Origin of the sequence: Janibacter sp. LM (assembly GCF_039631275.1) — a bacterium.
Lineage (GTDB): Bacteria > Actinomycetota > Actinomycetes > Actinomycetales > Dermatophilaceae > Janibacter > Janibacter terrae.
Map to the genome: position 1 here is coordinate 34,565 of NZ_JBDIVG010000004.1, position 19,722 is coordinate 54,286.

Here is a 19,722-nt window from a genome sequence, read left to right on the forward strand (position 1 = left end):
GTGATTCTCGAGCACACCTTCACCGTCCCGACCGACCAGGACACCACGTGGCGGACCCTCCTCGACGTCGAGAGGGTGGCCCCGTGCATGCCCGGTGCCACCCTCGACTCGATCGACGGCGACGACTTCATAGGCCGGGTCAAGGTCAAGACCGGAGCGATCCAGATGGCCTACCGCATGCAAGGCCGCTTCGTCGAGACTGACGAGGCCGCTCGGGTCGCCGTCATTGAGGGCTCTGGCAAGGAGAGCAGGGGCGGCGGCAACGTCAGGGCGACGATCACCCTTCGCCTGAAGCCCGCCGGGTCGAGCACCGAGGTCGCGGTCGAGACCGACCTGGCGATCACCGGCAAGCCGGCTCAGTTCGGTCGCGGTGCCCTTGACGACATCGGGTCCAAGATTATCGGTCAGTTTGCCAACAACCTGTCCGAGATGGTGACCGCGGCCGACGAGTCCGCCCCTGCGGACGAGCCGAGCAAGCCCGAGGCGTCGTCGGCAGCGAACGCGGCGAGCCCGTCGGCTGCCGCCAGCACTGCCTCGCCGACGCGGTCGGCGTCGCGCGCCAAGGAGGCGGAGCCGCTCGACCTGATGAGCGTCATCGCGCCGAGCCCGGATCGCATCATCGCCGTAGCGAGTTCCCTGATGGCGCTCGTCCTTGCGCTGGTCCTGCTGCGTCGATCGGTCCGTCGCGACGCCTGACGAACGACCCTGCTGTCGCAGTCCCCGGGCCCCTCAAGGACGGCGAGGTCGCTCCAGCCGGAAGACCTCGGGCGAGTGTCCCCACTCGTCCCTACCGAGACGGCTCACCGGCCGCAGCGCCTCCATCGTCGGGCGGCCGTCGGTCAGGGCGTCACTGCGCACTGTGATCGCCTTGACCTCGCCGATGACGAGGTGGCTGTTGCCGAGCTTGATGCTCGAGTGCAGCCGGCACTCGATCGAGGTGGGCGAGCCGGCGACGCGGGGGACGGGCACGACCTCGCTCGGCTCGAGCCGGACGCCGACGCTGCTCGCCTCGTCGACCTCCGGACCGAACGGGGCGCTGCTGGCGTTGGCGAGCTCGGCGAGCTCCTCGCTCACGAGGTTGACGACGAAGAATTCCGTGGCGAGGACGTTGCGCAGGGTGTCCTTGCGGCCGACGGAGGTGAAGCTGATCATTGCGGGGCGCTGGCAGGCGACGTTGAAGAAGGAGTGCGGCGCGAGGTTGCCGATCCCGTCGGCGCCCAGGCTCGTGACCCATGCGATCGGTCGGGGAACGACGATGCTCGTCAGCAAGTCGTAGGCATTCGTGTCCGGGTCGGTGGGGTCGAAGACCGTGCGCATGGGTTTCTCCTAGGTCAAGCCGCGGCGAGGAGGCCGGTGCTTACGGGGGTTTGGTCGGTGGTCAGGTGGTGGAAGACGACGCGGGCCAGTCGTCGTTTGAGGCAGCGCAGGGCTTCGCGGTTGGACATGCCTTCGGCCTTCTTCTTGTAGTACGTCTGCCCCGAGGAGCCCTCGAGGCGGACCTGGGTGATCGCGATGTGGTGCAGCGCGGCGTTGAGCTGTCGTTTGCCTGAGCGAGTCATGCGCACCCGCCCGGCGGTGTTGCCCGACCAGACCGGGATCGGAGCGACGCCGGCGTGGCGAGCGAAAGCGGCCTCGGAGTGGAACCGGTCCGCTCCGGCGGACTCGCCGACGAGCTTGGCGGCGGTCAACGCCCCGACGGCGGGCATTGCCAGCAGTGTGGGCGCGGTCTGCTCGGTCAGCGCGGTGATGCGCTTCTCGTACGTCTTGGCGCGGGCGGTCAGGACGATGATTTCGTCGAGCTCGTCCAGCGCGAGGTCCGCCACGACGCCCTCGAGGGTGGTCAGCCATGCGCGCAGGGCCTGCTGGTGCTTGGCCAGGTCCAACGAGCGCGCCTTCGGCGCGCGGGCCGGGTCAAGCTCGTGCACCCGCCACAGCAGCGAGTTGATCGTCGCGGTGCGTTGCGCGACAAGCGTTTCGCGGCGGTCGACCAACAGTTTCAGCTCACGGGAGGCGTCGTCGTGCGAGGCCACCGGCAGGCTCGGCTCACGCAGGTATGCGCGGGCCACGGCCAGCGCGTCGATCGGGTCGGACTTGCCGCGGGTGCGCGCCACGCGACGCTGTTCGGCCATCATCTTCGGTGGAACTCGCACCACGTTCTGGCCACTGGTGAGGAGGTCCCGCTCCAGGCGAGCGGACAGGTGCCGGCAGTCCTCGATGGCCCAGACGATCTCCTCGCCGAACCGTTCGCGGGCCCACGCCAATGCCTTGTGGTGACCCGCGGTGACGGCTTCGACGGTGATCTGTCCGACCTGCTTGCCGACCGCATCGACCGCGACGAAGGTGTGCGTGCGCTTGTGGACATCGGCTCCAACAACAACCATGGTGGTTGCCTCCTTCACTGACGAGGTGATGGGACGGTTGGGCCGGTCGGCGGAAACATCTCAGTGGGGGCGATGCCACGCTCCTATCACGTCACGGCGGCCGGTCCTTCACACCAGGCGCCGGCCTAACGCATGCTCATCAACCCGAAGGCGACACAGAGGCTAAGAGCCAGACACCCAGTGCTCAAGATCCAACCACCGCAACAGCGGCGCCATCACCCTGACACTGAGGGCGAGCCTATGACGTCTCCATGGGCCTGCATCGAGCACCATGAGCAGCGCGGGTGAGACGGCCACCGGGACGGGCGCTGCGCGGTGACCTGATGTCGGCCCAAGATGTCGAGCACTGGGCCACCGGTCACCACGTGACCGGCTTCGTCAGGGCGCTCGCGCTGCTCGGCCGGCTCATGGCCGTGCGCTGGGCTACAGCGGCAGGGGCGGAGGGTTCACGACGACGGCCGCGATCCGCTGAGAGCGAACAAGGGGTGACCCTCTCCGTGTCATGGAACAGGGTTGGGGGTACCTGCGTTGTGACCCCATGAGAGGCTCGCCGCCCGGCTCAGGCAGCGGGCACGGTTAGCATCGAGGTCAGAGCACCACGTGAAGGGGAGATCCCATGTTCGAACGGTTCACCGACCGGGCCCGCCGGGTCGTCGTCCTCGCCCAGGAGGAGGCGCGCCTCCTCAACCACAACTACATCGGGACCGAGCACATCCTGCTCGGCCTGATCCACGAGGGCGAAGGGGTGGCCAGCAAGGCACTCGAGTCGCTCGGCATCTCCTTGGATGCCGTCCGTGAGCAGGTCCAGGACATCATCGGCCCCGGCCAGCAGGCACCGTCGGGGCACATCCCCTTCACCCCCCGTGCCAAGAAGGTCCTCGAGCTCTCCCTCCGTGAGGCGCTGCAGCTCGGCCACAACTACATCGGGACCGAGCACATCCTGCTCGGCCTGATCCGCGAGGGCGAGGGTGTCGCCACCCAGGTCCTCGTCAAGCTCGGTGCGGACCTCGGCCGCGTGCGCCAGACCGTCATCCAGCTCATCTCGGGCTACCAGGGTGGCAAGGAGGGGCAGGCGGCTGGCGTCGGCGCCGGCGCAGGCCCCGCCGAGGGCCAGCCCGCGGGCTCCCTGGTGCTCGACCAGTTCGGCCGCAACCTGACCCAGGCCGCCCGCGAGGGGCAGCTCGACCCGGTCATCGGGCGCTCGCAGGAGATCGAGCGCGTCATGCAGGTGCTTTCGCGACGCACCAAGAACAACCCGGTCCTCATCGGTGAGCCCGGCGTCGGCAAGTCGGCCGTCGTCGAGGGGCTGGCCCAGGACATCGTCGACGACAACGTGCCCGAGACGCTGAAGGACAAGCAGCTCTACACGCTCGACCTCGGCTCCCTCGTCGCCGGCAGCCGTTACCGCGGTGACTTCGAGGAGCGCCTGAAGAAGGTGCTCAAGGAGATCAAGACGCGCGGCGACATCATCCTCTTCATCGACGAGATCCACACCCTCGTCGGTGCGGGTGCTGCCGAGGGCGCGATCGACGCCGCGAGCATCCTCAAGCCGATGCTCGCCCGTGGTGAGCTGCAGACCATCGGTGCGACGACGCTCGACGAGTACCGCAAGCACATCGAGAAGGACTCGGCCCTGGAGCGTCGCTTCCAGCCGATCCAGGTCGCCGAGCCGTCGCTGGCCCACGCCATCGAGATGCTCAAGGGCCTGCGCGACCGCTACGAGGCCCACCACAAGGTCACCATCACCGACCCGGCGATCGTCGCCGCAGTCACGATGGCCGACCGCTACATCAACGACCGCTTCCTCCCGGACAAGGCGATCGACCTCATCGACGAGGCCGGCGCACGCCTGCGCATCCGTCGGATGACCGCGCCGCCGGAGCTGAAGGAGTTCGACGAGAAGATCGCCAAGGTCCGCCTCGAGAAGGAGTCGGCCATCGACGGCCAGGACTTCGAGAAGGCGGCCGGGCTGCGCGACGACGAGAAGAACCTGCTCAACGAGAAGGCCAAGCGCGAGGCGGAGTGGAAGGCCGGCGACATGGATGTCGTCGCCGAGGTCGACGAGGAGCTGATCGCCGAGGTGCTCGCCGCCTCGACCGGCATCCCCGTCTTCAAGCTCTCCGAGGAGGAGTCGACCCGACTGCTCAACATGGAAGCCGAGCTGCACAAGCGCGTCGTGGGCAACGACGACGCGATCAAGGCGCTCTCGCAGGCCATCCGTCGCACCCGCGCCGGCCTGAAGGACCCGCGTCGTCCGGGCGGCTCGTTCATCTTCGCCGGTCCGACCGGTGTCGGTAAGACCGAGCTGGCCAAGGCCCTCGCGGAGTTCCTCTTCGGTGACGAGGACAGCCTCATCACGCTCGACATGTCCGAGTACTCCGAGAAGCACACGGTCAGCCGTCTCTTCGGCTCGCCCCCCGGCTACGTCGGCTACGACGAGGGTGGCCAGCTGACGGAGAAGGTGCGCCGCAAGCCCTTCTCGGTGGTCCTCTTCGACGAGGTCGAGAAGGCCCACCCGGAGATCTTCAACTCGCTGCTGCAGGTGCTCGAGGACGGCCGCCTCACCGACTCCCAGGGTCGGATGGTCGACTTCAAGAACACGGTCATCATCATGACGACCAACCTCGGCACCCGGGACATCTCCAAGGGCTCGCTGGGCTTCACCTCGGGCAACGACCAGCGGTCCAGCTACGAGCGGATGAAGGCCAAGGTCACCGACGAGCTGAAGAACCACTTCCGCCCGGAGTTCCTCAACCGCGTGGACGACACCATCGTCTTCCCGCAGCTGAGCCCGGAGGAGATCGTCCAGATCGTCGACCTGGAGCTGGCCAAGCTCGACAAGCGGCTCAAGGACAAGGACATGGGCCTGGAGCTCACGACCGAGGCCAAGGAGCTGCTCGCCAAGCGCGGCTACGACCCGGTGCTCGGCGCCCGTCCGCTCAAGCGCACGATCCAGCGCGAGATCGAGGACGTGCTCTCGGAGAAGATCCTCTTCGGCGAGCTGGTCTCCGGCGACATCGTCGCGGTCGGCGTCGAGGGCGAGGGCAAGGAAGCCGTCTTCACCTTCACCGGTGCCCACAAGCCGGGCGAGCTCGACGTCCCCCTCGTGCAGGCGGGCGACGGCTCCGGCGACTGAGCCACGATGACGAGGGGAGGGCCCCACCAGCTGGTGGGGCCCTCCCTTCGTCGTGCCCGGTCGCGTCGTCAGGCCGGAGGCGACCACCTGGGGTCGCGGCCGATGAAGGCGAAGAAGCGCTCCTGCACCGTGGCGTCCGGCGGGAGCGGCTGAGCCTGCCCGAACTGCCCGGACCCCCGGATCATCTCGGCCTGCGCGGACATCCCCGCGAGCGCGCCGGCGATGAAGTCCTCGTCGAGCCGGTCGTCCTGCCCCGTGGCCCGGGCGAGGTCCCAGGTGTGGAAGACGACGTCACTGGTGAAGAGCTGGTCGAGCATCACCGGCAGCGCCAGCTCGCCGATGCGCTCGTGGGAGAAGGTGATCGACGCGCTCCGCGGGTCCACCAGGAGCTCGCGGACCTGGGCGTCGGTCCGCGACCACGCGCCGACCGGGTCCTCGTCCGCCGAGGGCACCGGGTCGAGGACGACCGGGCTCCCCGACGACACGAGCGCCGGCAGCCACGTCGTGAGGTGCCCGACGATGTCGCGGGCCTGCCACTCGACGACCGGGGTGGGGGCGTCCCAGTCACGGGTGCCGGCCACCCGCTCGGAGAAGGTGCCCGCCGCGGACCGGTAGCGGTCCGCGACGGACATGCTGGTCAGCGAGGTCACGCGACCTCGCCGGCCTCGAGCAGGCGGTCGAGCGCGGCGTAGCCCTCGTGGACGCCGACCTCCATGCCGGAGGCGAGCATCATCTCGCGGGCCTCGAAGGTGGCGACGAGCGAGTGGCCGTGCAGACGCGTCCAGCCGTCGCCGAGGTCCTCGAAGGTCATCGTCTCGAGCGAGACCCCTTCCGGGAACCCCTCGAAGGTGAAGGTCTGGACGATCCGCTCGGGGGAGACCTCGTGGAAGCTGCCGTGGAAGCCGTACTCCTCGTCCCCGCGGGTGTTGAGGAAGCGGTAGCTGCCGCCGGTGCGGGCGTCCCAGTGGTCGATGACGGTGCCCACGGAGTCGGGGCCGACCCACCTCGCGAAGACCGCGGGGTCGGTGTGGGCCGTGACGAGCTGCGCCGGGGTGGCCCGGAAGTCCCGCGTGATGCGGATGACGGGGACCTCGGGGTCGGCCTCGATGGTGGCGGTGGTGATGTGGTCGGTCGTGGTGTGATCGGTGGTCTGGTCCATGGTCCTGCTCCTCAGGTGTCGTGCGTGCCGGCCTGTGTGCCGGACGAAGGGAGGTCCGCCAGGACCTCCTCGAGGCGGGCCATGCGTGCCTCGGCCCGTCGTCGGTGGCGCTCGATCCAGTCGGTCATCAGGCCGAGGGCCCCTCGCTCGAGGTGGACCGGGCGTCGTTGGGCCTCCCTGCGCCGGGTGACGAGCCCGGCGTCCTCCAGCACCTTCAGGTGCTTGCTCACGGCCTGGAGGCTGACGTCGTAGGGAGCGGCGAGGTCGGAGACGGTGGCGTCCCCGACGGTGAGCCGGGCGACGATGTCGCGTCGGGTCGGGTCGGCGAGCGCCGCGAAGGCCTTGGACAGCTGGTCCTGCGTCGGGTCCGGCACGACGGTCACCTCTAATCAACCAATTGGTTGAATAGAAGGTTAGGCCTGTCGGCCGACGGACGTCAAGGGTGCCTCTCAGAGGCGGGTGCGCATGGCCTTCATCTGGTCGATCTGCTTGCTCTGGGTGACCGAGATGTCATCGCCGAGCTCGCTGGTCCGCTCGTCGGCCCCCTTCTCCCCCAAGGTCGTGCACATCGACAGGGCGCCCTGGTGGTGCTTGATCATCAGGTCGAGGTACAGGCGGTCGGCGGCGGCCCCCTTCGCCTCGCCGAGCTCGTCGAGCTGTGCCTGCGTCGCCATCCCCGGCATGTCCGCGTGCTGGCCGTGACCGGTGTGGGCGCCCGGGTTGGTCGCCTGGATCGGCACCTTCTCGCCCCAGGCCCGCAGCGTGGTCGCCATGCCCTTCATCTCCGGCTTCTGCTCCGCCTTGATGCGCTCGGCCATCTTCTTCACCCGTGCGTCCTGCAGGTCGCCGCCCACCAGCTCGCTCATGACGACCGCCTGCGCGTGGTGGACGACCATGTCCTGCAGGAACTCCACGTCCGCCGCGTTGTGGCCCGACGTGGGCGTCGCCACCGCCGACGTGCCGGAGAGCGAGGCATTGGGCTCACCGGGGGTGCCCGGCTGGAGCACCGGCGCGTCCGGGGAGGTGGCCGTGCCCTGCGGTGACCCGTCCGACGCGCACGCTCCCAGTCCCAGGGTGGCCACGAGGACGAAGGGGGCGAGGCGGCGGATCATCTGCCCGACGGTATCCCTCTTCGTCCGTGCTCGACGGGCGAACGGGTGACGACGCGGCGAGCTGACCAAGACCTGACCAACTCCGGGCAGTGACCGGGGTCACCAGGTCCCCGTGGCGCGGGAGGCTGGGCGGATCCCGCGCGGGGCACACCCGTCCCCGCCGGAAGCCACCTGGGAGGACACATGCGTAGACCCACACTGGCCCTGGCCGCGATCGCGGCGATGGCCATCTCCGGCGCCGGTATCGGCACGGCGAGCGCCTCCGGACCGGGCGACCGGATCGGCGTCTCGGGCACCGACCTGCAGACGGACGAGATCGGCCGCAGCGCCAACCTCAAGCACCTCGCCAACCTGGCTCCTTCGGGCGCGCTGGCCGAGGGCATCGGCACCGACATGGCCTTCCAGGACGACAAGGCCTTCGTCGGCAACTACGACGGGTTCTCGATCATCGACGTGAAGAACCCGCGCACGCCGCGCACCATCGTCCAGGTCAGGTGCCCCGGCAGCCAGAACGACATCTCCGTCTCCGGCGACCTGCTCTACCTCTCGACCGACTCCTCGCGCAGCGACGACTCGTGCGCCTCCACCCCGCAGTCGGCGACCGTCAAGGAGAGCTGGGAAGGCATCAAGATCTTCGACATCTCCGACCTGGAGAACCCGAAGTACATCCAGTCCGTCGAGACCGCCTGCGGTTCGCACACCCACACGCTCGTCCCGGGCAGGGGCGCCGACAAGGGCACCGACTACCTCTACGTCTCGAGCTACTCGCCCCGGGCGCAGTACCCGGACTGCCAGACCCCCCACGACCTGATCTCGATCGTCAAGGTCGACACGGCCGACCCGACCGCGTCCGAGGTCATCGCCACGCCCAACCTCTTCCCGGACGGCGGCAACCCCGGCGGTCCCGGCCCGACCCCGATCGCGGGTCGCTCGGCGACGACCGGCTGCCACGACATCACGGCCCTGCCGCACCAGGACCTCGCGGCCGGCGCCTGCATGGGTGACGGCATCATCATGGACATCTCCGACCCGGCAGCGCCGGAGGTCATCGAGCGGGTGCGGGACGACGAGAACTTCGCCTTCTGGCACTCGGCGACCTTCAACGCCGACGCGACCAAGGTCGTCTTCACCGACGAGCTCGGTGGCGGTGGCGCCGCGACCTGCGACGCCGAGACCGGGCCAAACCGCGGGGCCAACGCGATCTACGACCTGTCCTCCGACCACGAGCTCACCTTCCGCTCGTACTACAAGATCCCGCGGCACCAGACGTCGACGGAGAACTGCGTCGCGCACAACGGCTCGGTCATCCCGGTCGCGGGCCGCGACCTCATGGTCCAGTCCTGGTACCAGGGCGGCGTCAGCGTGTGGGACTTCACCGACTCGGACAGCCCGCGCGAGCTGGGCTACTTCGAGCGCGGTCCGCTGCCCGCGGACGAGGGCATCGGTGGCACGTGGTCGTCGTACTACTACAACGGCCACATCTACTCGTCGGACATCGCGCGGGGCTTCGACACGCTGAAGTTCCACGACCCGGCGGTCAAGCGAGCGGACACGATCCGCATGGGCGAGCTCAACGTCCAGTCGCAGCCGGAGTACCAGGTGCGCTGACCCCCTTCGCACCGCACGACCCAGCACCACCCCAGCAGCACCCCCGACCTGCGCCCTCGCCTCCCCGGCGGGGGCGTAGGTTTGTCCGGTGACCCTCACCATCCGCCGCGCGCGCACGAGCGACGTGCGGGAGATCCGTGCCCTCGTCACGCCGCTCGCCGAGCGCCGGGTCCTCGTCAGCAAGGACACCGTGGCCTACTTCGAGGCACTGCAGGAGTTCCGCGTCGCGGAGGTCGACGGCCGCGTCGTCGGGTGCGGCGCCCTGCACGTCATGTGGGAGGACCTCGCGGAGATCCGCACCCTCGCCGTCGCGGACGACGTGCTAGGCCGTGGCGTGGGCGGTCGCCTGCTCGAGGCGCTCACCGAGGAGGCCGTCGAGCTCGGCGTCCGGCGCCTGTTCTGCCTGACCTTCGAGGTCGACTTCTTCACCCGCCACGGCTTCACCGAGATCGAGGGCCAGGCCGTCGACCCGGACGTCTACGTCGAGCTGCTGCGCTCCTACGACGAAGGCGTCGCCGAGTTCCTCGACCTCGAGCGGGTCAAGCCCAACACCCTCGGCAACACCCGGATGCTCCGCCAGCTCTGAGCTAGCGGGGCAGGGCGAAGCCGCCCTCGACCGGCTCGACGAGACCGTCGTCGACGAGCCCGGCGAGGCAGCGCTCGACCTTGGCCGGGTCCTGCGGCCAGGCCGCGTCGAGATCGGAGCGGCGAAGGGGGTCGGCCGACTCCCGCAGCAGCTGCACGACCCGTCCGCGCACCTGGCGGTCCGTCCCGTGCCAGGCCTGCCCGCGTCGCGGCGGTCCCGCGTAGTCGGGGCGGCCGTCGAGCTGCCACGCGCACAGGTGCGCGACGGGGCACTCCTCGCAGCGCGGCGCCCGCGCGGTGCACACGAGCGCGCCGAGCTCCATCGACGCGGCATTCCAGGCGTTGGCGTCGTCACGGTCCGCGGGCATCGACGCCTCGGCGAGGCGCATCTCGGCGGCGGTGAGCGCCGGGGCCGGGTACTGGGTGCCGCTCACCGTGCGGGCGAGCACCCGCCGGACGTTGGTGTCGACGACCGTGCGCGGGTCACCGAAGGCGAAGGACGCCACGGCCGCGGCGGTGTACGGCCCGACGCCCGGCAGCGCCAGGAGGTCCTCGTGGTCGCGGGGGACCTCCCCTTCGTGCTGCTCGACCATGACGCGCGCCGACTCCCACAGCCGCAGCGCGCGGCGCGGGTAGCCGAGCCGGTCCCACATGCGCACCGCCTCGCCGGGGGAGTCCGCGGCGAGGTCGGCGGGGGTGGGCCAGCGCTCGAGCCACCGCTCCCACACCGGCTGCACCCGGGCGACGGGCGTCTGCTGCGACATCACCTCGGAGAGGTAGACCCCCCACGCCGAGCAGCCGGGGTCACGCCACGGCAGGTCGCGCCCCACGCGCTCGAACCACGCGAGGACCGTCGCGTGGAGCTGAGCGCTCGCGGCCGGGGACGAGGCAGCACTCACCCCTGCACCTCAGACGTAGCGCTCGAGGATCGAGGACTCGGCCAGGCGCGACAGCCCCTCCCGCACGGTGCGGGCGCGCAGCTCGCCGACGCCGTCGACGGTCATCAGGTCGTCGATGCCGGCGGCGAGCAGGCGCTGCAGCGAGCCGAACTGCCCGACGAGACGCTCGACGATCGCGCCCGGCAGGCGCGGGATCTTGCCGAGGATGCGCAGGCCGCGCGGGCTCACCGAGGCGTCGAGGGACTCGCCGACGATGGGGAACCCGAGGGACTTGGCGACGTGCCCGAGGTCGAGCAGCTCGGTGGCGTCCAGGGCCGAGAGGTTGTCGAGGACGCCCTGGCTCGAGGCGACCGGCCCCTCGGGGTCGAGGTAGTCGAGGATCACCGCGTGCAGGTCGTCGTCGAGACCGGCGGTCAGCTCCTCGAGCTGGAGCGTGAGCAGGCGCCCGTCGACGCCGAGCTCGAGCACGTACTCGGCGATCTCGGCGTGGATGCGGCGGACCATCTCGAGCCGCTGCAGGACGACGGCCACGTCGCGCACGGTGACGAGGTCCTCGATCTCCAGGGCGGAGAGCGACCCGGTCACCTCGTTGAGCCGGTTGGTGTAGCGCTCGAGGGTCTGCATGGCCTGGTTGGCCTGGGAGACGAGCTCGGGCGTGGTCCGCAGCACGTGGCGGCGGCCGTCGACGTACAGCGCGATGATGTGCATCGACTGGCTGACCGAGACGACGGGGTAGCCGGTCTGACGCGCGACCCGCTCGGCCGTGCGGTGCCGGGTGCCGCTCTCGAGGGTCTCGATGCTCGGGTCGGGCACGAGCTGCACGGCGGCCTTGATGATCCGCGAGACCGAGCCGTCGACGACGACGGCGCCGTCCATCTTGGCCAGCTCGCGCAGGCGGGTGGCGGAGAACTCGATGTTGATGTCGAACCCGCCGGTGCTCAGCGACTCGACGAGCTTGTCGTGGCCGAGGACCACGAGGGCACCGGTGTTGCCCCGCAGGATGCGCTCGAGCCCGTCGCGCAGCACCGTGCCCGGCGCGACCGCGGCGAGGGTCGTCCGGAAGAGTTCGTCGTCGGGCTCTGACACGAGGGTGAGTCTAGGTGGTGGAGCGCAGGTGACGGCCCGGTGCCGGGCGGCGACGTCGCATCTGCGCGATCGCCGAGGCCACGTCGGGCACCTCGACGACGTCCATGCCGCTCGGGGCGGCCGCGTCCGCGAGCACCCCCTTCGGCACGAGCGCCGTGCGGAAGCCCAACCTCGCGGCCTCGGTGAGCCGCCGGGAGACCCCGACGGCCGGACGCACCTCGCCGCTCAGGCCCACCTCGCCGAGGGCGAGGAGGTCGTGGGGGACCGGCTCGTCCAGGACGGCGCTCGCGATCGCGACGGCGACCGCGAGGTCGCTCGACGGCTCGGTGATCTTCACGCCGCCCACCGTCGAGACGTAGGTGTCCTGGTTGCCGATCGGGGCGCCGGCACGCTTGTCCAGGACGGCGATGACCATCGCCAGGCGCCCGCTGTCGAGGCCGACGTTGGCTCGTCGCGGCGTGGGGATCGCCGACGGCGCGACGAGCGCCTGGACCTCGACGACGAGCGGTCGCCTCCCTTCGAGCGTCACCGTGGCGCACGTGCCCGGGACGTTGATGTGGCGGCTGGAGAGGAAGAGGCCGCTCGGGTCGCTCAGCCCGACGATGCCCACGTCGGAGAGGTCGAAGCAGCCGACCTCGTCGGTCGGGCCGAAGCGGTTCTTGACCGCGCGCACCATCCGCAGGCGCGTGTGGCGGTCACCGTCGAAGGCGACGACGACGTCGACGAGGTGCTCGAGGACGCGCGGGCCGGCGATCGACCCGTCCTTGGTCACGTGGCCGACGAGGAGCATCGCGAACCCACCGGTCTTGGCGGCCTTGATGAGCGCACCGGCGACCTCGCGGACCTGGCCGACATTGCCCGGGGCGCCGTCGATCTCGCTCGAGGCGACGGTCTGCACGGAGTCCACGACGACGAGGTCGGGCTTCACCTGGGCGATCTGGGCGAGGACGCTCGCGAGGTCGGTCTCGGCCGCGAGGTAGAGGCCGTCGGTCACGGCGTCGATGCGCTCGGCCCGACCGCGCACCTGGGCGGCCGACTCCTCGCCGGAGACGTAGAGCACCCGCGAGGCCTCGCCGACGCGGGCGGCCACGTCCAGGAGCAGCGTCGACTTGCCGATCCCGGGCTCGCCGGCGACGAGGACGACCGACCCGGGCACGAGCCCGCCTCCGAGGACCCGGTCGAACTCCGGGACCCCCGTGCTGCGGTGGGTCGCCTGCGCGCCGTCGACCTCACGGATCGGGACGGCCGGTCGCTCGACGAAGGGAGCCGCCGTGGTCCGGGCGGTGACCCCGCCGATCTCCTCGATGGTGCCCCAGGCCTGGCACTCGCCGCAGCGGCCGACCCACTTGACGCTCGTCCAGCCGCACTCGCTGCAGCGGTAGCTCGGTCCGCCCTTCTTCGTCGCCATGGGTCAGAACCTACGTGGCGGGTCCGACAGCCCCGAGCTCACAGCGCGTCGAGCATCTTGCCCGGGTTGAGGATCCCCAGCGGGTCGAGCGCCGCCTTGACCGCGCGGTGCACCCGCCGGCTGCCCTCGTCGAGCTCGCGCGCCAGCCACTGCCGCTTGAGGTAGCCGACGCCGTGCTCGCCGGTGATCGTGCCGCCGAGCGCGAGCCCGACCTCCATGATCCGGTCGAAGGCGGCGTCGGCGCGCGCCACGTCCGCGGGGTCGGAGGCGTCGAAGAAGATCGACGGGTGGGTGTTGCCGTCACCCGCGTGCGCGACGACGGCGATCGTCAGGCCCGACCCGGCGGCGATCTCGTCCAGCCGGTCGTAGAACTCGGGCAGCCGGTGCCGCGGCAGGCAGACGTCGTCGAGCAGCTGCCCGCCGCCGTGGGTCTGGGCGTGGTGCTCGTACGCGGGCTGCGCCATGCGGCGGGCGGCGACGAGCGCCGCGCTGTCCGTGGGGTCCTCGGAGAAGACGACGTCGATCGCCTCGTGCGCCTCGGCGAAGCGGGCGAGGGCCTCCACCTCCGCCCGGGCCGCGTCCGGGCTGCCGCTCCCGTCGGACTGCACGAGCAGCATCGCCCCGGCCCGGTCGTCGAGCCCGACGTCGCGGTAGGCGTTGATCATCTGCAGCGTCGTGCGGTCCATCGACTCCACGAGCGAGGGCTGGGCGCCCGAGGCCATGAGGTCCGCGACGGTCGCCGCGGCGTGCCGCACGTCCGCGAAGGTCGCCACCGCAGTGAGCGGTTCCGGCAGCGCCGGCACGAGGCGCAGGGTGACCTCCACGACCACGCCGAGCGTCCCCTCCGACCCGACGAAGAGACCGCGCAGGTCGAGCCCGGCAACCCCCTTCGTCGTCGTCGTGCCGATCGTCGTCAGGGTGCCGTCCGCGAGCACGACCCTCAGCTGCCGCACGTAGTCACGGGTCACCCCGTACTTGACGCAGCACAGGCCACCGGCGTTGGTCGCGACGTTGCCGCCGATCGACGAGATCGCGACCGACCCCGGGTCCGGCGGGTAGGACAGTCCGTGGGGGGCGAGCGCGTCCTTGAGGTCCTGGTTGATGATCCCCGGCTCCACGGTGACCGTGCGCTCGGAGGTGTCGACGTCGAGCACCCGCGTCATCCGCTCGAGCGAGAGCAGCAGGCAGCCGGGCACGGCGTTGGCGCCGCCGGACAGCCCCGTCCGTGCGCCCTGCGGCACGACCGGCACGCGGTGGCGGGTGGCGAACCGCATCGTCTCCTGCACGTCCGCCACCGTCCGGGCCCGCACGAGCGCGACGGCGCCCTCGTCGGGGCACCACAGGGCCTGGTCCCGCGAGTGCCCGGCGACGACGTCCGGGTCGGTGGCGAGGACCCCCTCGCCGAGCAGCGGGCCCAGCTCGGCCCGCACCGTGTCGGCCGTGACGAAGGGGGACATGGTCAGGCCTCTCGAGCGGCGAGCGTGGCGGGGTGGACGAGGAGCGGCAGCAGCGCCCGGCCGGAGGGCGAAGGGCGGGACCTCCCCTTCGTCGTCGTGGCCGCCTCGACGAGGGCGAGGTGGGCCTCGCAGCGCGCGGCGAGCTCGTCGTAGCCCTCCTGGCCCATGAGCTCGACGAGCCCGGGGCCCTCGGTGACGTAGACGGGGTCGGCGGCGACGTGGGCGTCGGGGCTGCCCGAGCAGTACCAGTCCAGCTCGTGCCCGCCCGGCCCCCACCCGCGGCGGTCGTACTCGCCGATGCTGACCTCGAGGTAGCTGCTCTGGTCCGGCAGCTCGACCGTGCGGTAGGTGCGACGGATCGGCAGCTGCCAGCACACGTCGGGCTTGACCGTGTGCGGCTCGACGCCGGTGAGCACCGCGTGCTGGTGGAGGGCGCAGCCGGCGCCGGCGGGGAAGCCCGGGCGGTTCAAGAAGATGCAGGCGCCGTCGACGACCTTGGTCTTGAGGTCGCCGTCCTCCTTCTCGGTCCACGCGGACCTGCGGGTGGAGCCCGGGTGCAGCTCCCACTCGTCCTCGCCGAGCTCGTCGACGACCGCCTTGACGCGCGCGATGTCGTCCTTGTCGGTGAAGTGCGCGCCGAGGACGCAGCAGCCGAAGTCCGGCTTGTCCGCGTCGATGCCGTGGCAGCCGGAGCCGAAGACGCACGTCCAGCTCGACGTGAGCCAGGTCAGGTCGCACCGGAAGCGCTGGCCGTCGTCGGCCGGGTCCTCGAACTCGACCCACGTGCGGGCCACCTGCAGGCCGGTCTCGCCCTCGTGCCGCGGGGTCTCCTCACTCACGCACGCCAGCCTATGTCGCCGCCCGTGCGGCCGGGAGGCGGCGTGCGTCTACTGTTGCCCCGTGCGCCTTGGTGTCGTCGACGTCGGTTCCAACACCGTCCACCTGCTGATCGTGGACGCCCACCACGGTGCGGCGCCCATCCCGGCGACCTCCCACAAGATCCTGCTGCGGCTGTCCGAGCACGTCGACGACGAGGGCTGCATCGACGAGACGGGCGCCCGTGACCTCGCGCGCTTCGTCGCCGAGTGCCTCGAGGTCGCGGAGAACCAGGGCGCCGAGGAGATCCTCGCCTTCGCCACGAGCGCGGTCCGCGAGGCCCCCAACGGCGAGCAGGTGCTCGCCCGGGTCCGCGCGGAGACCGGGGTCGACCTGCGCGTCCTGAGCGGTGAGGACGAGGCGCGGCTGACCTTCCTCGCCGCCCGCCGCTGGGCCGGCTGGTCCGCGGGCAAGCTGCTCGTCATCGACATCGGCGGCGGCTCGCTCGAGCTGACCCTCGGCGACGACGAGGACCCCGACATCGCCAAGTCCCTGATGCTCGGCGCCGGCCGGGTGACCCGCGAGCTGCTCGCCGGCGACCCCCCGACGGCGAGGGAGATCAAGGAGGCGCGGCGCCACGTGCGGGCCACGCTCGCCAAGGAGATCCGGCCCTACGCCAAGGCGAGTGCCCCCGACACGGTGCTCGGCACGAGCAAGACGATGCGCTCGCTCGCGCGCGTGGCCGGCGCCGCGCCGAGCGCCGACGGTCCCTACGTCCCCCGGCGGCTGCGGCTGGCCGACGTCACCTCGACCATCGCGCGGATCACCCCGATGACCGCCCACGAGCGGGTCGAGCTGCCCGGGGTGTCCTCCTCGCGCGCCCACCAGCTGCTCGCCGGTGGCATCGTCGCCGAGGCCGCGATGGACCTCCTCGGGGTGCAGGAGCTGAAGATCTGCCCGTGGGCGCTGCGCGAGGGCGTGCTCCTGCGCTACCTCGACCTCATGAGCTGATCCCGGCCGGGGTCTACGCTCGTATCCATGCCTGCTCTGCGCCACGTCCCCGTGGCCCTGTCCTCGGCCTCGGTGTACCCCGAGGGGGCGGCGGCGGCCTTCGAGATCGCGGCGACCCTCGGCTACGACGGCGTCGAGATCATGGTGTGGACCGACCCGATCTCCCAGAACTCCCGTGCCCTGCGCGCCCTCGCCGACCACCACGGCCTCGACATCGTCTCGATCCACGCACCGACGCTGCTGCTCACCCAGCGCGTCCTCGGACCGGACCCGTGGGGCAAGGTCGACGGGTCGATCGAGCTCGCGCACGAGGTGGGCGCGCCGACGGTCGTGCTCCACCCGCCCTTCCGCTGGCAGAAGGAGTACGCCCGCACCTTCGCCGACGGCGTCGCGGAGCGCGAGCACGACAGCGGCATCGTCCTGGCGGTGGAGAACATGTTCCCCTGGGCGGCCCGCGGCCGGCAGGTGCAGGCCTACCTGCCGCACTGGGACCCGGTGGCCCAGCCCTACGACCACGTGACGATCGACCTGTCGCACACCGCGACGGCCGGCAGCGACGCGATGCAGATGGTCACCGACCTCGGCGACCGGCTCTCGCACGTCCACCTCGCCGACGGGCTGCCCACGACGCACAAGGACGACCACCTCGTCCCGGGCCGGGGGACCCAGCCGTGCGCGGAGGTCCTCGCGCATGTCGCAGCCAGCGGCTTCGCCGGGTCGGTCGTGCTGGAGGTCGGCACCCGCAAGCGGCCGCGCGAGCGCGAGGCCGACCTGCGGGAGTCGTTGGACTTCGCGCGTCGTCACCTCGGCCAGGCGGGCGACGAACCGGCCGCGGACGCCGACGACCCGGCGTCCTGATGGCTCGCGGCCGGCGCCCGGGCGACCGCGACACCCGGGCCGACATCCTCGCCGCCGCACGCGGTCTCTTCGCGACGAAGGGGTTCGACGGCACCTCCGTGCGCGCCGTGGCCCGCGAGGCGGAGGTCGACCCCGCACTCGTCCACCACTACTTCGCCGGCAAGGCCAGCCTCTTCGCGGAGGTCGTCGGGGTGCCGCCCGGCTTCGAGGACGAGATCGTCGCCGCCGTCGAGGGTCCGCGCGAGGGGGCGGGGGAACGCATCGTGCGCACCTTCCTCGGGGTCTGGGACAGCCCCCAGGGGCGCGCCCACTTCCAGGCGATGATCGGCGCGGTCGCGACGCACGAGGGAGCGGCCCGGCTGCTGCAGGACTTCGTCGTGCGCACCGTCTTCGTCCGGATCGCCACCCACTTCGCCGACGGGGAGGAGGTCGACGAGCTCGCGGTCGCCGCCGTCGGTGCGCAGGTGGTCGGCCTCGGGATGCTGCGCTACGTCGTCCGCCTGCCGGCGATGGTCGAGGCCGACCCGGAGGACCTCGTCGCCGTCGTCGGCCCCGCCGTCCAGCGCCTCCTCGAACCCCCGACCTGAATCCGCATTCCCCTAGGGCAATGCGCGCTCGGGCGACCGCTCGTCTGCATTGCCCTAGGGGAATGCGGGGTCCGGGGGCCGTTCGGCGCAGAGCGGGGCGAAGGGGGTTGCCGCCCGCTCGCGGCGAGGTCCACAATTCATCACATGGTGAATTCAGCGATCGAGATCACCGACCTCCGGGTCACGCGGGGCGGCCGCCTCGTCATCCCCGGCCTCGACCTGCACGTCCCGGAGGGGCAGGTCGTCGGGCTCCTCGGACCGAGTGGTGGGGGCAAGTCCACGGTCATGCGAGCTGTCGTCGGCGTCCAGCAGGTCGACTCCGGCCGCATCGAGGTCCTCGGGCTGCCGGCAGGGCACCGCGACCTGCGCCACCGGGTCGGTTACGTCACCCAGGCGCCGAGCATCTACGGCGACCTGACCGTGCGGGAGAACGTCGCGCACCTCGGCGCCCTCCTCGGCGTCCCGGACCTCGGTCCGGCGAGCGCCGCGGTGATCGAGCGGGTCGATCTCGCCCCCCAGGCGGACTCGCGCGCCGACACGCTCTCCGGTGGGCAGCTCAGCCGTGCCAGCCTGGCCGCGGCGCTCGTCGGGAGCCCCGACGTGCTCGTCCTCGACGAGCCGACCGTCGGCCTCGACCCGGTCCTGCGCCGTGACCTGTGGGACCTCTTCCGCCGCCTCGCCGCCGACGGCGTCACCCTGCTCGTGTCGAGCCACGTCATGGACGAGGCCTCCCGCTGCGACCGCCTCGTCCTGCTGCGCGAAGGGGAGGTCCTCGCCGACGACACCCCGACCCACCTCCTCGAGCTGACCGGTGCGGCCGACATCGAGGGCGCCTTCCTCGCCCTCGTGGAGGCTGACGCGGCATGAACCCCCGGCGCACCCTCCTCACCGCCGCCCGGGTGCTGCGGCGGGTGGCCCGCGACCACCGCACGCTCGCCCTGCTCCTCGCCATGCCCGTCGTGCTCATGGGCCTGCTCGCCTGGGTCTACGTCGACGGACCGCTCTTCCAGCGGGTCGGACCCGCGCTCCTGACGGTCTTCCCCTTCGTCATCATGTTCGTCGTCACCAGCGTCGCGACCCTGCGGGAGCGCACGAGCGGGACCCTCGAGCGGCTCCTCACCACGCCGCTCGGCAAGGGCGACCTCGTCGTGGGCTACGCGCTGGCCTTCGGGCTGCTCGCCGTCGTGCAGGGTGTCGTCGTCACGTCCGTCTCGGTGTGGCTGTACGGGCTCGACACCACGGCCTCGTCGGCCTGGCTCGTCCTCGTCGTCGTCGGCAGCGGGGTGCTCGGCACCTCCCTCGGGCTGCTGGCCTCGGCCTTCGCGCGGACCGAGTTCCAGGCGGTGCAGCTCATGCCGGCCACGGTGCTGCCGCAGTTCCTCCTGTGCGGCCTGCTCGTGCCGCGCGACCGCCTGCCCCGGCCCCTCGAGCTGCTCTCCGACGTGCTGCCCCTGTCCCATGTCGTCGACGCCGCGTCGTCGGTCGCCCGTCAGGCCGCCCCGTTCGACGACCTCGTCGTCCCGCTGCTCGTCATCGGGGTGTGGATCGTCGTCGCGCTGGTGCTCGGCAGTCTCACCCTGCGCCGACGGACACCATGAGCCGCCCCTGACCGTAGGCTG

Annotated in this window: 20 protein-coding genes; 9 read left to right on the forward strand and 11 right to left on the reverse strand. The window is 71.3% G+C overall.

Annotated elements, in window-relative coordinates:
• Positions 1–696: an SRPBCC family protein gene (locus tag ABC138_RS02665; RefSeq protein ID WP_345912680.1), complete on the forward strand. Its 696-nt coding sequence runs from the start codon at positions 1–3 to the stop codon at positions 694–696.
• Between the two features lie 33 nt (positions 697–729).
• Here the strand turns inward: ABC138_RS02665 and ABC138_RS02670 are convergent, their stop codons facing one another.
• Positions 730–1,317: a flavin reductase family protein gene (locus tag ABC138_RS02670; protein ID WP_345912681.1), complete on the reverse strand. Its 588-nt coding sequence runs from the start codon at positions 1,315–1,317 to the stop codon at positions 730–732.
• Positions 1,318–1,331: 14 nt separating this feature from the next.
• On the reverse strand, positions 1,332–2,399 hold the full coding sequence (locus tag ABC138_RS02675) for an IS110 family transposase (RefSeq protein ID WP_345912682.1): 1,068 nt from the start codon (positions 2,397–2,399) through the stop codon (positions 1,332–1,334).
• Between the two features lie 598 nt (positions 2,400–2,997).
• Between ABC138_RS02675 and ABC138_RS02680 the strand changes: the two genes are divergently transcribed.
• The gene (locus ABC138_RS02680) at positions 2,998–5,517 is read left to right on the forward strand and encodes an ATP-dependent Clp protease ATP-binding subunit (RefSeq protein WP_345912683.1); all 2,520 of its coding nucleotides are present in this window, start codon (positions 2,998–3,000) and stop codon (positions 5,515–5,517) included.
• 68 nt (positions 5,518–5,585) lie between these two features.
• Here ABC138_RS02680 and ABC138_RS02685 read toward each other — a convergent pair whose 3' ends face one another.
• The 4 genes from ABC138_RS02685 to ABC138_RS02700 all read right to left on the reverse strand — a co-directional run bounded on the left by ABC138_RS02685 (position 5,586) and on the right by ABC138_RS02700 (position 7,788).
• Positions 5,586–6,167, reverse strand: a complete 582-nt coding sequence (locus tag ABC138_RS02685) for a TIGR03086 family metal-binding protein (RefSeq protein ID WP_082817285.1) — start codon at positions 6,165–6,167, stop codon at positions 5,586–5,588.
• Positions 6,164–6,676: an SRPBCC family protein gene (locus tag ABC138_RS02690; RefSeq protein ID WP_345912684.1), complete on the reverse strand. Its 513-nt coding sequence runs from the start codon at positions 6,674–6,676 to the stop codon at positions 6,164–6,166. The genes ABC138_RS02685 and ABC138_RS02690 overlap by 4 nt, the downstream gene beginning before the upstream one ends.
• A gap of 11 nt (positions 6,677–6,687) precedes the next feature.
• Positions 6,688–7,050 (reverse strand): metalloregulator ArsR/SmtB family transcription factor, encoded by a 363-nt coding sequence (locus ABC138_RS02695; protein WP_345912685.1) that lies wholly within the window; start codon positions 7,048–7,050, stop codon positions 6,688–6,690.
• Positions 7,051–7,125: 75 nt separating this feature from the next.
• Positions 7,126–7,788: a DUF305 domain-containing protein gene (locus ABC138_RS02700; RefSeq protein ID WP_068321417.1), complete on the reverse strand. Its 663-nt coding sequence runs from the start codon at positions 7,786–7,788 to the stop codon at positions 7,126–7,128.
• Positions 7,789–7,971: 183 nt separating this feature from the next.
• Here ABC138_RS02700 and ABC138_RS02705 point away from each other — a divergent pair, with 183 nt between their 5' ends.
• Positions 7,972–9,396: a hypothetical protein gene (locus ABC138_RS02705; RefSeq protein ID WP_068321420.1), complete on the forward strand. Its 1,425-nt coding sequence runs from the start codon at positions 7,972–7,974 to the stop codon at positions 9,394–9,396.
• An 88-nt stretch (positions 9,397–9,484) separates the two neighbouring features.
• A complete protein-coding gene (locus ABC138_RS02710; protein WP_345912686.1) occupies positions 9,485–9,982 on the forward strand; it encodes an amino-acid N-acetyltransferase in 498 nt (165 codons plus the stop codon).
• Position 9,983: 1 nt separating this feature from the next.
• Here the strand turns inward: ABC138_RS02710 and ABC138_RS02715 are convergent, their stop codons facing one another.
• From ABC138_RS02715 to ABC138_RS02735, 5 genes are read right to left on the reverse strand one after another with little or no spacing between them, the layout of a single operon-like run.
• A complete protein-coding gene (locus ABC138_RS02715) occupies positions 9,984–10,880 on the reverse strand; it encodes an A/G-specific adenine glycosylase (RefSeq protein WP_345912687.1) in 897 nt (298 codons plus the stop codon).
• 9 nt (positions 10,881–10,889) lie between these two features.
• Positions 10,890–11,966, reverse strand: coding sequence for a DNA integrity scanning diadenylate cyclase DisA (disA, locus tag ABC138_RS02720; protein ID WP_345912688.1), 1,077 nt, complete (start codon positions 11,964–11,966; stop codon positions 10,890–10,892).
• 10 nt (positions 11,967–11,976) lie between these two features.
• Positions 11,977–13,374: a DNA repair protein RadA gene (gene radA, locus ABC138_RS02725; protein WP_345912689.1), complete on the reverse strand. Its 1,398-nt coding sequence runs from the start codon at positions 13,372–13,374 to the stop codon at positions 11,977–11,979.
• A 38-nt stretch (positions 13,375–13,412) separates the two neighbouring features.
• On the reverse strand, positions 13,413–14,831 hold the full coding sequence (locus ABC138_RS02730; protein ID WP_345912690.1) for an FAD-linked oxidase C-terminal domain-containing protein: 1,419 nt from the start codon (positions 14,829–14,831) through the stop codon (positions 13,413–13,415).
• 2 nt (positions 14,832–14,833) lie between these two features.
• Positions 14,834–15,670 (reverse strand): hypothetical protein, encoded by an 837-nt coding sequence (locus tag ABC138_RS02735; protein ID WP_345912691.1) that lies wholly within the window; start codon positions 15,668–15,670, stop codon positions 14,834–14,836.
• Between the two features lie 61 nt (positions 15,671–15,731).
• Between ABC138_RS02735 and ABC138_RS02740 the strand changes: the two genes are divergently transcribed.
• From ABC138_RS02740 to ABC138_RS02760, 5 genes are all read left to right on the forward strand, one after another.
• A complete protein-coding gene (locus ABC138_RS02740) occupies positions 15,732–16,658 on the forward strand; it encodes a Ppx/GppA phosphatase family protein (protein ID WP_345912692.1) in 927 nt (308 codons plus the stop codon).
• A 27-nt stretch (positions 16,659–16,685) separates the two neighbouring features.
• A complete protein-coding gene (locus ABC138_RS02745) occupies positions 16,686–17,516 on the forward strand; it encodes a sugar phosphate isomerase/epimerase (RefSeq protein WP_345912693.1) in 831 nt (276 codons plus the stop codon).
• Positions 17,516–18,103 (forward strand): TetR family transcriptional regulator, encoded by a 588-nt coding sequence (locus tag ABC138_RS02750; RefSeq protein ID WP_345912694.1) that lies wholly within the window; start codon positions 17,516–17,518, stop codon positions 18,101–18,103. Before ABC138_RS02745 ends, ABC138_RS02750 begins: the two co-directional genes overlap by 1 nt.
• Before the next feature lie 144 nt (positions 18,104–18,247).
• Positions 18,248–18,970, forward strand: coding sequence for an ABC transporter ATP-binding protein (locus tag ABC138_RS02755; RefSeq protein WP_345912695.1), 723 nt, complete (start codon positions 18,248–18,250; stop codon positions 18,968–18,970).
• On the forward strand, positions 18,967–19,701 hold the full coding sequence (locus ABC138_RS02760) for an ABC transporter permease (RefSeq protein WP_345912696.1): 735 nt from the start codon (positions 18,967–18,969) through the stop codon (positions 19,699–19,701). The genes ABC138_RS02755 and ABC138_RS02760 overlap by 4 nt, the downstream gene beginning before the upstream one ends.
• The last annotated feature ends 21 nt before the right edge of the window (positions 19,702–19,722 follow it).

Coding starts and splice junctions, on each gene's coding strand:
- ABC138_RS02700 (WP_068321417.1), bottom strand. CDS start 7,788: ATGATCCGCCGCCTCGCCCCCTTCGTCCTCGTGGCCACCCTGGGACTG.
- ABC138_RS02760 (WP_345912696.1), top strand. CDS start 18,967: ATGAACCCCCGGCGCACCCTCCTCACCGCCGCCCGGGTGCTGCGGCGG.
- ABC138_RS02750 (WP_345912694.1), top strand. CDS start 17,516: ATGGCTCGCGGCCGGCGCCCGGGCGACCGCGACACCCGGGCCGACATC.
- ABC138_RS02730 (WP_345912690.1), bottom strand. CDS start 14,831: ATGTCCCCCTTCGTCACGGCCGACACGGTGCGGGCCGAGCTGGGCCCG.
- ABC138_RS02755 (WP_345912695.1), top strand. CDS start 18,248: ATGGTGAATTCAGCGATCGAGATCACCGACCTCCGGGTCACGCGGGGC.
- ABC138_RS02745 (WP_345912693.1), top strand. CDS start 16,686: ATGCCTGCTCTGCGCCACGTCCCCGTGGCCCTGTCCTCGGCCTCGGTG.
- ABC138_RS02705 (WP_068321420.1), top strand. CDS start 7,972: ATGCGTAGACCCACACTGGCCCTGGCCGCGATCGCGGCGATGGCCATC.
- ABC138_RS02690 (WP_345912684.1), bottom strand. CDS start 6,676: ATGGACCAGACCACCGATCACACCACGACCGACCACATCACCACCGCC.
- ABC138_RS02670 (WP_345912681.1), bottom strand. CDS start 1,317: ATGCGCACGGTCTTCGACCCCACCGACCCGGACACGAATGCCTACGAC.
- ABC138_RS02680 (WP_345912683.1), top strand. CDS start 2,998: ATGTTCGAACGGTTCACCGACCGGGCCCGCCGGGTCGTCGTCCTCGCC.
- radA (WP_345912689.1), bottom strand. CDS start 13,374: ATGGCGACGAAGAAGGGCGGACCGAGCTACCGCTGCAGCGAGTGCGGC.